Below are 13097 nucleotides of genomic sequence, written 5' to 3' on the forward strand. Positions count from 1 at the left end.
GCGGGGGCTGCGGCGCGGTGATGCCCGGAGGGGCCGGGGCCGGGGTCCGGGGCGGGGTCAGACCGCGGTGTGCGAGGCGGGGCGCAGCGCCTGGGTGAGCGCGTCGAACGCCCGGTGCGCGGCGTCGTCGTCGAGTACCGCGCGGTCCCACACCATCCGCAGGCGGATCTCCGCTCCCTGGGTGACGGAGACGGCGAAGGGACCGCGGACCGGTCTGCCGTCGACGTGGACCTCCCGTCCCTCGACACCGGCCAGTGTGAGGGGCGGGCGACGGCTGTCGTCGTCCACGGTGAGCAGTCCGTCGAGGCCGCCGGTCCAGCCCGAGCCGGCGGCCCGCACCGCGGTCACGACCGCGTCGAAGGGCATGTCGGCCCGGTCGAGGTCGTCCCACCAGGCGTCTGCCGTCGCCTCCGGGTCGGGTGCGGGTCCGGTGTCGGCGGGGAAGACGACGGTGTTGAGAAAGCAGCCGATGACAGGCTCCGCCCCCGGGGGACGGCCGCCCCACGGGTAGCCGAGCGGGATCACGAGGTCCGGGCCGTACAACGCGCGGGCCGCGGAGCGGCAGGCGTCGAGCAGTCCGGGGAAGGGTATGCCGCCGTGGTGCGCGGGCAGCCGGGTCTGCGCGGCGCCGCTGGACGACCCGCCGCCAGGCACGCGCTCCGGACGGGGTGCCGGGGCGTGGGCCTGGAGCGGACGCAGCCGGTCCGCCCAGTACGCGGCCGCCTCGGGCGTCTCCGCCCCTTCCTCGGCGGCGAGTTGCCGCAGGACCGTGTCCCGGTAGGCGGCGAGCTCGGCATCCGTCTCCCCCGGTGCGACGCGGGAGGCGGTGGTCTCCTCGCGGTACGCGGCTCCGAGTTCGTCGACGATCCGCGCCAGCGACTGGCCGTCGCAGGCGGCGTGGTCCAAGACGACGGCGAGGATGTCCTCCTCCCGTTCCTCGTCGTGTACGAGGAAGAGCCGCAGGGGGGAACCCTGTGCGTCCCAGGAGGCCAGCGCGCGCCGCAGCGTGTCGGCGGGCCGCCTCCCCGGCATCGGAGCCGGCCGGGCCACAGCCACGTCCGGATCGGCGACGCGCAGGACGGGAGTACCGCGCACGACGGCGGGCCGCGAGCGCAGGGCGGTGTGCCGTGCGGCGAGCCTGTGGGCCGCTGCCCGCAGGCGTTCGATGTCGATGGTCCCGTACGGGAAGGCGAAGAACATCGGCACCAGGTCGGGACGGCCCGACGGGTCCAGCGAACGCACCAGGAGGAAGCGGCGCTGTGCTCCGGTGACCGGCAGCAGGACGTCGGACCGGTCGCCGGCGGCGGTGAGACGCCGGTAACGGGCCAGGTACTGACTCGTGATGCTGAGCACGTGGTTCTCTCTGTCGAGGCCGCGGTCGCGGTCGCGCGGAAGGGTGTGGCGGTGCGGGTCGTCCCCGCGCGGTACGAGTGGTCAGCCGGTGGGTGCGGGGGCGGGCCGTTCGCCGCCGTCGGCGGTGGAGTTCCCCCGCGCCGTCTCCTCGGCGGCGCGGGCGCCGTCCTGCGGACGGGGGTCGTGCGGGGCCTCGTCCCGCGGACCGGGGTGCTGCGGCGCGTCTTCCTGCGGGTCGGGCAGGTCCCGCAGCCGGCGCAGCGGGGAGAGCAGCAGTGGCAGCGGTACGGCGAGGATGCCGACGGCACACCAGGCGAGTGCCGTGCGCGACCCGTAGGACTGGGCGAGGATGCCGCCGATGAGCGCGCCGAGCGGCAGGGTGCCCCACATGAGGAAGCGCAGGGTGGCGTTCATCCGGCCGAGCAGGCGTGGCGGGCAGAGCCCTTGGCGGAAGCTGACCTGGGCGATGTTGTAGACGACGGCGCCGAAGGAGACGACCGCCGATCCGGCGGCGAACAGCACCGCCCCGGAGAGGCCGTGCCCGGACAGGGGCCACAGCAGGGCGAACGGTCCGGTCACCAGGACGGACAGGAGGATGACCCGGGCCTGTCCCAGCCGGGCGGCTAGTCGTCCGGCGCAGAGGGCACCCAGCAGCCCTCCGACGGCGGAGGCGGACAGCACCAGCCCGAGCCCGCCGGGCTCCAGTCCGACGACGCGGACGAGGTGCACGGTCTGTGTCGCCATGAGGACGGCGGTGCAGAGGTTGGCGAGGCCGGTGGTGAGGGCGATGACCCGAAGCAGCGGATGGCCGAAGACGAAGCGGACGCCTTCGGCGATCTCCTTGCGCAGGGAGGCTCCGGCGGCGGGCTCGGGTGTCTCCTCGGGCTGCTTGACGCGCAGGAGGAACAGGGCGGAGAGCAGGTAGCCGATGGCGTCGGCGACGACGGCGAGGTGCGCTCCGACGAGCTGGACCAGTCCGCCGCCGACGCCGGGGCCGGTCACCTGGGCGGTGGAACGGACCGTCTCCAGCGCGCCGTTGCCGGCCACGAGTTGGTCCCGGGGCAGGATCTGCGGCAGGTAGCTCTGATGGGCGACGTCGAAAAACACGGTCGCCACGCCGATCACGAGCGCGACGACGTAGAGCTGGGCCATGGTCAGGGCGTGGGCGAGCGCGGCGGCGGGGATGCTCGCCATGGCCACGGCGCGGACCAGGTCCGCGCGGATCATGAGAGACCGCTTGCGCATGCGGTCGACGAGTGCCCCGGCGGGCAGCCCGACGAGCAGGAAGGCGGCGGTCTCCGCAGCGGTCAGGAGGCCCACCTGGAAGGCGGGGGCGTCGAGTTCGAGCACGGCCACGAGGGGCAGCGCCACAAGTGTGACCTGGGCACCGAGCTGCCCGGTGGCGGCTCCCGCGAGCAGCAACCGGAAATCGCGCACACGAAGGGGGCCACCGGCGGCGGCTCGGGATGTTTCGGACATGTGACCGACATTCACCGACCCACCGATCAGGAGTCAAAGCAACCCTGCCAGTTTCGGACTTCTTTTGCGTCACCGTGGGGGCAACTCAGGAAATCCTTCGCCCTACCCGGGGTGCGGCAGCGTGAATTCCTGCAGTTCGGGCTCGAACGCGGGACAGCTGGAGCAAGGGGGAGGCAAGGGGCGCGGGGAACACCCGAACGACCCACCTCACGCAGAGTGACTGGTTCGATCATGACCGAAAACGCTCGCCCATGATCACATCCCTCCGGAATCACTCATTCCGCCCGCTATGAACATCACGCACCGTCGATCAAGGCCGTATGGCGTCGACGCCGCGTCAGCGGAGGGTTCGCTGCCCGGCGGGGCCCGGTCAGTCCCAGAGGGAGATCGCCAGGGCAAGGACGGCAACCGGGACCAGCAGCCACGGCTCGGCCAGGATCAGGAGCCCCGTGAAGGCCAGGGCGAGGTACGCCAGTGCCTTGGCCATGCGCCGCCGGCCCTTGTTCCTCTTCGTGCCCTTGGTCTTCTTCGTGCCCTTGTCGTGAGACGCCTCCGGGCCGGGGGCCACCTCGAGCAGGCCGGTTGCGATTGCGGGGTTCGTGTCGTTGTTCGTCATGGCACTCAGCTTCGTCGCGTGAGCACCGCCCTCGCGTCGGCGATGCCCGCCTACGTAGGTGATGACCACCGACGCGTACGTAGTGGCGGCGCGGCGAATGTGGGTCCATGGACAGTGTCATGAATCGCTCGGAGATCGTTTTGTGGGTACGGGATGCGGACGGCCGGTGGTCGGCCAGGACGGTCTGGGTGGTGGTGCTCGGCGGGGAGGCGTATGTCCGCTCGGCCTTCGGACGGCGCAGCGGCTGGTACCGGCGGGTCCTGCGGAACGCGGCCACGGAAGTGGAGGTGGCCGGGGTCCGGCTTTCGGTGACCCTCCAGCCGGTGGCGGACCCCGCGCTCGTCCAACGCGTCTCCGGCGCCTACCGAACCAAGTACGGGCTGAGCTGGCCCGGCCCCGTGGAGTCGATGAACGGGCACGAGGCCGCGGCAACCACCATGCGGCTAGCGGATGTCGGGCAGGTCTCGCAGTTGCCTGCGTGAGGTGAGCCCGAGCTTGCGGAAGATGTTGCGCAGGTGCGCGTCGACCGTCCGCGGGCTGAGGAACAGCTTCGCGGCCACCTCCTTGGAGGTGGCGCCGTCGGCGACCAGACGTGAGATGTGCACCTCCTGCATCGTCAGCTGGTCGTATGCCTTCGTCGTACGGCTGCGGGCCTGTTCGCCCGTGGCGCGCAGCTCGCCGGCGGCGCGCTCGGCGAGCGCCTCCACGCCGAGGTCGGACAGCGGCTCGTGCGCCAGTCGCAGCGCTGAGCGGGCGTCACGCCGTCGGCCCTGGCGGCGCAGCCACTCTCCGAACAGCAGATGTGCCCGAGCACGGTAGACGACCAGTGTGCTGTCGTCGAGCAGGTCGATCGCCTCCCGGTAGGCGGACTCGTCTCCGGTGACCAGGGCCCGCGCGTATGCCTCGACGCCGAGGCCCCACGCCTGCCCGCCGGCCTGCGTGCGCTCCTGGAGTGACGCGAGGGCCGTGGCGGCGACCTCGGTCTCGCCGCACCGCGTGGCCGCCTCGACCAGCTCGGGCAGGGCCAGTCCGGCCGTGCCGACGGCCCCGTACTCGACCGCCAGCTTCGCCGCCTTCAGCGCGGCCGGGTAGTCGGCCAGGCCGTTGCTGAGGACGGCGGTCGCCCACTGCACGCTGAGACTCATGCGGTGGTCCACCGACACGAACAGTTCGACGGCGTCCGTGCGCCGCCCGCGTATCGCGGCCAGGTGAAGGCGTGGGTAGACCAGCGGCGCCGCGCCGGTGGCGTCGGCGATCGCCTCCTCCTCGGAGATCAGCTCCATCGCGGCGCCGAAGTCGCCCTTGTGCGCGGCCGCGGTGGCCTGCATGGCCAGTCCGATGGGCAGCGCGTGGAAGGAGCCCGACTCGCGACCGGCGGTGACGGCACGGGTGGCGATGGCGTGCAGGGCGTCGAAGTTCCACAGTTCGGTGGCCGCCATGAAGCCCAGTGACGGGCGCCTGACCCAGACCTCGTGGTCGGCGTCGCCGACGACGGGCCTGAGGATCTCCCCCGCAGCCCGGTGCCCGTCGCTGACCAGACTGATCAGACCGGTCAGGACCACCGCCGCGCCCGATGCCGGCTCGCCCGACGGCGGGGCGTTCCTGGCGGCCTCCACCACGTGGTCGAGGCCGCCGATCAGGAGGCCCATCTCGATGGCGTCCAGGTAGCACTCCCCTGACCAGGCGGGGTCGGTGGCGGCCAGCCGGGCGGCGGCGCGCAGCAGGTGCTCGGTGGGTCCTTCGTCTCCTCGGCGGCGGACGAAGGACAGCCTGCCGCGGAGGAGGTCGGCCCTGGCCGCCTGGCGGGGATCGTCGGTCCGGAGGGTGGTGAGCAGATCCGCCGACGTGTCGAAGTCGCCCACCGAGAGTTTCGCTTGGGCGGCGGCGAGGACCCGCTCGGCGCGTTGGACCGGGCTGGTCGTGAGGGCGGCCGAGCGTTCGAGGAAGGCCGCCGCCGCCGCGACGCCGCCGCGTTCCTGGGCACGGGTGGCGGAGGCTTCGAGCTCTGTGGCGACTTGCTCGTCCGGGCCGGCACTGGCCTGGGCGCGGTGCCAGGCCCGTCGGTCGGGGTCGGCGACCGGGTCGGTCGCGGCGGCCAGCGCCTCGTGCGCCCTGCGCCGATCCTCCGGGGCCGCGGCGCGGTAGGCGGCCGAGCGGGCGAGGGGGTGGCTGAATCGGATCCGGGTGCCGAGCTCGAGCAGCGGGACGGACTGCGCGGCGGCGGCCGCGTCGACACCGAGGAGTTCGGCCGCGCGCCACAGCAGGCCGGGGTCGCCGATCGGGTCGGCGGCGGCGATGGTCACCAGAAGCCGGGCGCCGGGCGGCAGGAGCTCCAGCCGGGTCCGGAAACTCTGCTCGATGACGCCGGGTACCGAGTCGGGCTGGGCGAAGCCGCCCGCCATCCCTGCGAGTCCGGCGGTCCTGGGGAGCTCCACCAGCGCGAGGGGGTTGCCGCGCGCCTCGGCCAGGATGCGGTCGCGGACGTGCTCGTCCAGCGGGGCGCGGACCGCTGCGGCCAGCAGCGCGCGGGCCTCCGATTCGCCGAGTCCCAGCAGTGTACGGCTGGGCAACTCGTCCAGTTCGGGCGGGCGGCCCGGCTCGCGCGCGGCGAACACGAGGGCGATCGACTCGGCCGGGATCCGGCGGGCCAGGAAGGCCAGGGCCTTGGCGGACGCCTGGTCCAGCCACTGTGCGTCGTCGACGACGCACAGGAGCGGGCGTTCGCGCACGGTCTCCGTCAAGAGGCCCAGCGACGCGACGCCGACCAAGAACGGATCGGGTGCACCGGTGTCGAGGCCGAAGGCGATCTCCAGCGCCTTGCGGTGCGGCGCAGGCAACGCCGCCAGCCGCCCGGTGACGGGCGCGAGCAACTGGTGCAGCGCGGCGAACGGCAGCTCCATCTCGAACTCCGCGCCGGACGCCTGCATGACGAGGAATCCGGTCGCGGCCTCGTCCAGTCGTCTCAGCAGCGCGCTCTTGCCGATGCCCGGCTCGCCGCGCAGGACCAAGGCGCCGCCCCGGCCCTCCCGTGCTGCTTGGAGCAGCGCGTCGAGCCGGCGCATCTCGTCCTGCCGGCCGATCAGCACATCCGTGTTCGTCTCGAGCATGTCCGAAAATCTATGCGGTCGTACGCGGCAGGGAAATCCGGGAACGCCCCCAGTCGCCCGAGGGCCTCCCCGCGGGCCTTCGTAGTCGTATAGGCGATGACTACCGACGCGAGCGGGAGGCGCCCCCTGCGAGTGTCCATCCATGACCCGCACCGCGATGCAACGGACCACCACCACCGGCTGGATGCCGCTGGCGGCCCTGGCCACGGCCCAGTTCCTGGTCGTGCTGAGCGCTTCGATCGTGAACGTCGCCCTGCCCCGGATCCGGGCCGGGCTCGAGCTGTCGGAGACGGGCCAGGCATGGACGGTCAACGCCTACGTACTGGTCTTCGGCGCACTGCTGCTGCCGGGCGGGCGGGCAGGCGACGTATACGGCCTTCGCCGCGTGTTCCTTGTCGGCACCGGCCTGTTCGCCCTCTCCTCCCTGGGCGCGGCACTGGCGCCGACGGCGGGCACCCTGATCGCCTTCAGGGCCGTGCAGGGAGTCGGGGCCGCACTGCTGGCACCCACGGCGCTGGCTCTCGTGCTGACGCTCTCTCCCGACGAGAAGCGGCGTGGCGCCGCGCTCGGAGTGTGGGGCGCGGTCTCCGGCGCCGGCGGGGCGGCGGGCGTGCTGCTGAGTGGGCTGCTCACCGACCTGTACGGCTGGCGTGCGGTGTTCGTCGTGATGGCGCCCCTGGCCCTGGCCGCGATGGCGGCCACCTGGCTGCTGGTCGGGGCCGACCAGCCACGCGGCGGAAGCCTGGACGCGCCGGGCGCGGTGACGGTGACGGCAGGTCTGGTCGCGCTCACCTACGGCCTGTCCGGCCCTTGGCCGCTCGCGGTGATAGGTCTGGCGCTGCTCGGCCTGTTCGCGGTGCTTCAGCGCCGTTCCGCCGACCCGCTGCTGCCTGCGCGTATGAGCGTGGTGGCGGCGTCCAATGTACTGATGGCGCTGCTGGGCGCGGTCTGGCTCGGCCTGTTCTACTTCCTGCCCCTCTACCAGCAGGGCACGCTGGGCTACTCGCCCTTGGAGGCAGGACTGACCCAGCTTCCCCTCGCCCTCGTGATCGCCCTCTCGTCGTGGGTCACGGGCAAGGTCTCCGGCCGCCCCGTACTCCCCGTGGGTCTGCTGGTCCTCGCGGCCGGGCTGGCATGGCTGTCCCGAGCACCGGCCGACGGAAGCTTCCCCGTGGACCTGCTCGGCCCGACGCTCCTCATCGGCACCGGCCTGGGGGTGGCCTTCGTCCGGCTCACCGCGATGTCCTCCACGGGCGTCCCGGCCGCCGACAGCGGCCTGGCCGGCGGGCTGGTCAACGCCACCCGGCAGATCGGCGGAGCCCTCGGTCTGTCCTTCCTGACCCTGCTCCCCTCCTCCGGCGCGGCCTTCCTGGCCTGCGCCGCCCTGACGCTGCTCATCTCGGCTCTCTCGACCCGGAAGGCATGACCATGACGCTGGAAAAGCCCTACATCAGCGGCCACTTCACTCCCGTCACCGACGAGATCACCGGCCACGAGCTGAAGGTACGCGGCACTCTCCCGCCCGAGCTGAACGGCCGCTACTTCCGCAACGGTCACAACCCGAAGCCTGGCATCACCCCCACCCACTGGTTCCGCGGTGAGGGCATGCTCCACGGCGTCCGCCTCAAGGACGGCCGGGCCGAGTGGTACCGCAACCGCTGGGTGCGCACCCCCTTCCTGGACGGCGTGCCGTTCACCGGAACCGAGCTCGACGTCAGCGCCGCCGCCACCAACATCATTTTCCACGGAGGCCGCTACCTGGCCCTGCAGGAGGCCAACCTGCCCTGGGAGGTCAGCGCCGGCCTCGACACGATCGGTGTCTACGACTTCGGCGGCAAGCTCACCAGCTCGATGACCGCCCACCCCAGAGAGGACCCGCAGACCGGCGAACTGCACTTCTTCAGCTACAGCCCCTTCCCGCCGTATCTGACCCACTACGTCGCCGACGCCTCCGGCGCCATCGTCAGCTCCCAGGTCGTGGACGGCTCCGGCCCGTCGCTGATGCACGACTTCGCCATCACCCGTGAGCACGTCGTCTTCATCAACTCGCCGGTGGTCTTCGACCACGCCGAGCACTCCGGCATCCCCTACCGCTGGCACGACGACGTCCCGCTGCGCATCGGCGTGATGCCGCGCGCCGGAGGCAGGACCACCTGGTTCGAGGCACCCGACCAAGCGGCCCTGCTGCACGTCGCCAACGCCTACACCGACGCGCAGGGCCGGGTCGTCCTCGAAGCACCGCGCTTCGACCGTTCCGCCTGGGAGAACTCGTGGAAGTGGTGGGTCGGTGCTCCCGGCTACGGCACCAGCCCCGACGCCGGCTCGACCTTCCACCGGTGGATCATGGATCCGGCCACGGGCAAGGTCACGACCGCGTCCCTCAACGACCTGGTCACCGAGTTCCCGTCGATCAACGACGTCCACACAGGCTCGGACTACCGCTACAGCTACGCCATCGCCTTCCCCGGCGCGGGCCTGTCGGGCTACCACACCGTCAGACTCGACTCCCGGACCGGCGAGCAGAAGCTGCTCGCGCACGGCGAGGGCCGGATGCCCGGCGAGGCCGTCTTCGCGCCCGCCGACGGCGGTACCGCCGAAGACGACGGCTACCTGCTCACCATCGTCAGCGACCTCAAGACCGACACCTCGGAGCTGCTCGTCCTGGACGCGAGCGATCTGAGCACCGTCGCCGCCGTCGAGCTCCCCCGCAGGGTACCCGCCGGCATCCACGGCGACTGGATCCCCGACTCCGAGACACCTGCCCGCCCCACCTCGGCCGAGATCACGGCCTGACCACCCCAGCCGCCCGGGCCGCCGCTGACTCCCCCGCAGCAGCGGCCCGGGTTCCTGTCCATCGAATCCACCGTCTACGCGGTCGACACAAGCGACGCCCCGCACCGCATCCTGCGGGGCGGCCCCGCGCACGCCGTCATCGGCGCGCACCAGTGGACCTTCGCCGAGGACGGCGACGCTGTCGTCGTCCGTACCCGGGAGTCCTGGGCGGGCGAGGCCGTCGACACCGACCGGGATCTTCATCCGCTGCCGCGCCGGGCAGAGGGAGAGAAGAGGGAAGGAGAGGGGGGCGGACTCCGCCCGGGGATGCTGACCCGCGGTGAATCACTCGGCCACCTTCGCGAGGTAGCCGTGCGCCATGTTGAGTATCCGCACAAACGTTTCTGAGCACGCGTACTCACGGTTCGACAGCCACCAGGCGGCGAGAGTGAGAACAGACCAAACAACGGGAGAAGATCGTGAGCATGCCCCACAGGACGAGCCGGCCTATCACCGCCTTCCGGCCGGGAAGGTCCCGCGTCGTTGCTGCTGCTCTTGTGAGCGTGGCAGCGGTCGCGTCACTCACCGGCTGTGCCGGTTTCAGCTACCAGGACGACATCTGCAGCAGCGGTGAGTACCCCGTCATGAGCGTGGGCGGAACCGGCTCCGCGTGCGTCTCGGACGGGACGGAGCCACCGGCGGGATACGTGCGCTACCCGGAGGGCAAGGTGCCGCAGCAGGTCGACGACACGTGGGACACGTACTGGAACACCCACACACTCGACAAGGACGGCAACATCATCGACGTACCGGACGCGGGCTGACCGGACGGGACGAAAGGCGGGAGAGCGCGGTACAGCGCGGCCTCGAGCGCGCTTCGAAAGTGCTGGTCGCAGCCACTCAGCTCAGCTCAGTTGGTGTGTCTCCCCACTCGCCGTCGAAGTCGAAGGGGAAGGGATCAGGCTCGGGCAGTATGAGCACCCATGACAGGTGGGAAAGGCGAGTTGATGGAGATGCCGCGGCGCGCCGGGCTGCGCGTCGCGGGTGACTGGAAGACCGAGGAGGTATTGCCTCCCCGTGCTGTGTGGCGCTCGGTCGTCGCGGGAGAAGCCAGGCCGACCGTGAGTGTGAGGGCAGACCGAGCGGACCTGGTCGCCGAGCTCAATGCGCAGTGGCACCGGCTCGGGACCGAGAGCGGGATCTTCGGCGGGAACGGTGTCTTCCTGATCGACGTCGCGGGCAACTGGACAGGCTGCGCGCCCAGGCCCTGGACGCGGGTGCAGCTCACGGAGCAGTGGGACCTCGCCGGAGTCTTGGGCGAGCGACCCGGGCAGCCGGAGTTCGTCACCCTCTCGATGGACGGGGACACCCTGCTGGGGGCGACGACCGAAGAAGACGAGGTATGGCTGATCGGCGTGAGGCATCTGCGAGAGCGGCAGGAAACAGCCGCTCTCGCGGCGGCCCAGGAGAGCCCGCAGGAGCGGGCAGCCGCTTGGACATCGCTGTTCCAGGCGCCGGGGCCTTCGGAGAGGGTGCGTGAGATGTGGGCGCACGGGCTCGCACTCAACTCGGCCACCCCCGATGACCTGCGTGCCCGTCTCCTCGGTGTGTCGCACTTCCTCCTGTGGCGGCGGCTGCCCGCGGCGGTCGTCGAGGCGGCCATCGTCCACCCTGACGGGAAGGTGAGGCAGCTGCTGGCCGAAGCCCAGCCGGACCTCACAGCCGAGCAGTGGACTCGCCTGGTCCTGGGTGAGCGGGAAGCCCGGTCCCGCTGGATCCTCACCCTGCTCGCGGCTGATCAGCGCGCCGAGCTCACCGACACCGCGTATGAGCAGCTCGCCGCGGATCGTTCCGTCCGAGTCCGCGAAGAGACAGCCCGCCTGCGCGGACTGCCCATACGGATTCTGACCGCGCTGGTCGGCGACGAGGATCCCTCCGTACGCGCCTCGGCCTGCCGAAGAGCCTGGCCTCATCTGGACGGCCCGGCGCGGCACAGGCTCCTGAGTGATCCTTCCGGCAAAGTACGTGTCGAGGCGCTGTTGCGGCACCATCGAGAGCACCCGATGCCCCGCTCGGTGTTCGATACCGAAGGAGTCGAAGAGCGCGCGACGGAGACCTGCCGCCTCGAACGCGGTATCGCCGAACACCTGGCCCGCCACGGAGAGCCGGCCCAGCGCAGCTCGCTCGCGGGCAACCCGCACCTGGACCCGGATCTGGTCGAACTCCTTGCCCAGGACCCCGATGAGAACGTCCGCTTCGTGGTGGCCACACGCGCGGACATCACCGAGGAGCAGCGGGCGGGCATCCCGATCGACTTCGACCCGCGCGGACACTACTACCCACTCGACTGGGTCATGGCACTGCACGAGGATCCCGGCGCCATGCGCCGCTTGGCCGCCTCGCCTCACCCCCTGATACGCAGGAGCGTCGCCCGAGCCCGGCACCTGCCTGCGGACGTCGTCGAACGCCTCGCCCGCGACGACGACCGCGTCGTCCAGCTCTTCCTCGCGGAATCCTGCGACGACGCGCCCGCCGACATGCTCCTGCGGGTGTGGCGGTGGTGGACCGGCAGCCTCAGCACCCCCGACCGCCCCCACGGCCACCCCAACTTCCCCCGACGCGACCTGCTCCGCTACGCCGACGACCCGAACGCCAGAATGCGCCAGCTTGCCCTGGACGACCCCAAGTCCACGCCGGAGCTGGTGGAGAGATTCAGCCGGGACAGCGACGCGGAAGTACGGCACCGGGCCGCGTCCGACCCACGCCTTTCGCCCGCGTCGGCGGTCCGACTGCTCGACGACCCGCACGAACGTGTCCGCTACGCCGCCGCCCTGCATCCCAGGCTGCCCGCCCAGGTGATGGTCCGGTTGCTGCGGGACACCGACACCGCGCAAACCGCGGCCCGAAACCCGGCACTGCCCGTCCCCGTCATGGAACGGATGCTCCAGCGGATCCAGCCGCCGGCCACGGCCACACCGGGACCGTAGGGGGCCGTTGTCAGCAGGAGCGGGGGCGGCGCCGACAGCAGGGGCGGGCGCGGGTACCCGGAGCCGGGGCGGGAGTGGGCGCGGCGCCCGGAGCAGGAACGGGGATGGAGGGGTGACGCGCGTCTGGTTGGCCGGGGTGGCCTGAGCCGCGGCCGCGGCTGTGAGCCTGTCTGCTGGTGACGTTGCTCTGGCGGGGGGGCGAGCAACCCGGCAGGGGCGAGCTGAACCGGTGAGTGTTCGGGAGCGTCGTCTCACGGGGTGGGCGGGGTCCAGTCGGCGGGCAGGCCGGACTGGGAGAGGACGGAGTTGAGGCTGTAGTAGTCCTGGTCGGAGGCGATCCGGTGGTGGGCGTCGAGGTCGAGGAGGGTTGCCATCGGCACGGCGAACGGCTTGGGCGCACCTTTCAGGTGGCCGGAGTAGACCGATTCGACGGTGATGTGGTCACCGTCGCGGTGGGTGGCCTTCACCGTGACGTGGACGTCGTCGATGAGGCTGTCGGTGCGGGCCTTCCAGCCGGAGACGTCCTGGCGGCCGTGGAAGGTGACGCCCAGGCCCTGGTCGGTGTAGGTGCCGTCCGCGGTGAACAGGTCGCCGAGCGCTTGGGGGTCGGCGCCGTTCCAGGCGGCGGCCCACGCGGTGACGGCCTTCGGCGGGCGCTCCTGGTCGGGCCACGCGACGGCGGCGGTGGTGCCGAGTACGGCGCAGACGGCCGTGGCGCTGATCAGCACGGTCAGGATACGGCGCGGGCTGGACTTCATGATGGGGCTCCTTCGAGTGGCGACT

At 71.8% G+C, this 13097-nt stretch carries 10 protein-coding genes; 5 read left to right on the forward strand and 5 right to left on the reverse strand.

The annotated features are described in order from the left end of the window. Window positions 1-57: 57 nt before the first annotated feature. From OG393_RS00560 to OG393_RS00570, 3 genes are all read right to left on the reverse strand, one after another. Window positions 58-1353 (reverse strand): condensation domain-containing protein, encoded by a 1296-nt coding sequence (locus OG393_RS00560; RefSeq protein WP_327372495.1) that lies wholly within the window; start codon window positions 1351-1353, stop codon window positions 58-60. A gap of 81 nt (window positions 1354-1434) precedes the next feature. Next, the gene (locus OG393_RS00565) at window positions 1435-2832 is read right to left on the reverse strand and encodes an MFS transporter (RefSeq protein WP_327372496.1); all 1398 of its coding nucleotides are present in this window, start codon (window positions 2830-2832) and stop codon (window positions 1435-1437) included. Between the two features lie 370 nt (window positions 2833-3202). Further along, window positions 3203-3448: a hypothetical protein gene (locus tag OG393_RS00570; RefSeq protein WP_327372498.1), complete on the reverse strand. Its 246-nt coding sequence runs from the start codon at window positions 3446-3448 to the stop codon at window positions 3203-3205. Window positions 3449-3567: 119 nt separating this feature from the next. Here OG393_RS00570 and OG393_RS00575 point away from each other — a divergent pair, with 119 nt between their 5' ends. Next, the gene (locus tag OG393_RS00575; RefSeq protein WP_327372499.1) at window positions 3568-3930 is read left to right on the forward strand and encodes a DUF2255 family protein; all 363 of its coding nucleotides are present in this window, start codon (window positions 3568-3570) and stop codon (window positions 3928-3930) included. Here the strand turns inward: OG393_RS00575 and OG393_RS00580 are convergent. Next, complete coding sequence (locus tag OG393_RS00580) at window positions 3892-6555, reverse strand: ATP-binding protein (protein ID WP_327372500.1); 2664 nt, start codon at window positions 6553-6555, stop codon at window positions 3892-3894. The genes OG393_RS00575 and OG393_RS00580 overlap by 39 nt on opposite strands. Before the next feature lie 142 nt (window positions 6556-6697). Here OG393_RS00580 and OG393_RS00585 point away from each other — a divergent pair, with 142 nt between their 5' ends. From OG393_RS00585 to OG393_RS00600, 4 genes are all read left to right on the forward strand, one after another. After that, a complete protein-coding gene (locus OG393_RS00585) occupies window positions 6698-7981 on the forward strand; it encodes an MFS transporter (RefSeq protein ID WP_327372501.1) in 1284 nt (427 codons plus the stop codon). A gap of 2 nt (window positions 7982-7983) precedes the next feature. Further along, window positions 7984-9348 (forward strand): carotenoid oxygenase family protein, encoded by a 1365-nt coding sequence (locus tag OG393_RS00590; RefSeq protein WP_327372502.1) that lies wholly within the window; start codon window positions 7984-7986, stop codon window positions 9346-9348. Window positions 9349-9812: 464 nt separating this feature from the next. Then, window positions 9813-10151 carry an SCO0607 family lipoprotein gene (locus OG393_RS00595; RefSeq protein ID WP_327372503.1) on the forward strand — a complete coding sequence of 113 codons (339 nt, stop codon included), beginning with the start codon at window positions 9813-9815 and terminating at the stop codon, window positions 10149-10151. A gap of 297 nt (window positions 10152-10448) precedes the next feature. Continuing rightward, the gene (locus OG393_RS00600) at window positions 10449-12314 is read left to right on the forward strand and encodes a HEAT repeat domain-containing protein (protein ID WP_327372504.1); all 1866 of its coding nucleotides are present in this window, start codon (window positions 10449-10451) and stop codon (window positions 12312-12314) included. Window positions 12315-12565: 251 nt separating this feature from the next. Here OG393_RS00600 and OG393_RS00605 read toward each other — a convergent pair whose 3' ends face one another. After that, complete coding sequence (locus tag OG393_RS00605) at window positions 12566-13072, reverse strand: nuclear transport factor 2 family protein (RefSeq protein WP_327372505.1); 507 nt, start codon at window positions 13070-13072, stop codon at window positions 12566-12568. Window positions 13073-13097: the final 25 nt, after the last annotated feature.

Origin of the sequence: Streptomyces sp. NBC_01216, assembly GCF_035994945.1 — a bacterium.
In the GTDB taxonomy this organism is placed as follows: Bacteria; Actinomycetota; Actinomycetes; order Streptomycetales; family Streptomycetaceae; genus Streptomyces.

Excerpts from the sequence above, each read along its gene's own strand:
- OG393_RS00575 (WP_327372499.1), top strand. The coding sequence starts at position 3,568 with ATGAATCGCTCGGAGATCGTTTTGTGGGTACGGGATGCGGACGGCCGG.
- OG393_RS00585 (WP_327372501.1), top strand. The coding sequence starts at position 6,698 with ATGACCCGCACCGCGATGCAACGGACCACCACCACCGGCTGGATGCCG.
- OG393_RS00605 (WP_327372505.1), bottom strand. The coding sequence starts at position 13,072 with ATGAAGTCCAGCCCGCGCCGTATCCTGACCGTGCTGATCAGCGCCACG.
- OG393_RS00595 (WP_327372503.1), top strand. The coding sequence starts at position 9,813 with ATGCCCCACAGGACGAGCCGGCCTATCACCGCCTTCCGGCCGGGAAGG.
- OG393_RS00590 (WP_327372502.1), top strand. The coding sequence starts at position 7,984 with ATGACGCTGGAAAAGCCCTACATCAGCGGCCACTTCACTCCCGTCACC.
- OG393_RS00565 (WP_327372496.1), bottom strand. The coding sequence starts at position 2,832 with ATGTCCGAAACATCCCGAGCCGCCGCCGGTGGCCCCCTTCGTGTGCGC.
- OG393_RS00570 (WP_327372498.1), bottom strand. The coding sequence starts at position 3,448 with ATGACGAACAACGACACGAACCCCGCAATCGCAACCGGCCTGCTCGAG.
- OG393_RS00580 (WP_327372500.1), bottom strand. The coding sequence starts at position 6,555 with ATGCTCGAGACGAACACGGATGTGCTGATCGGCCGGCAGGACGAGATG.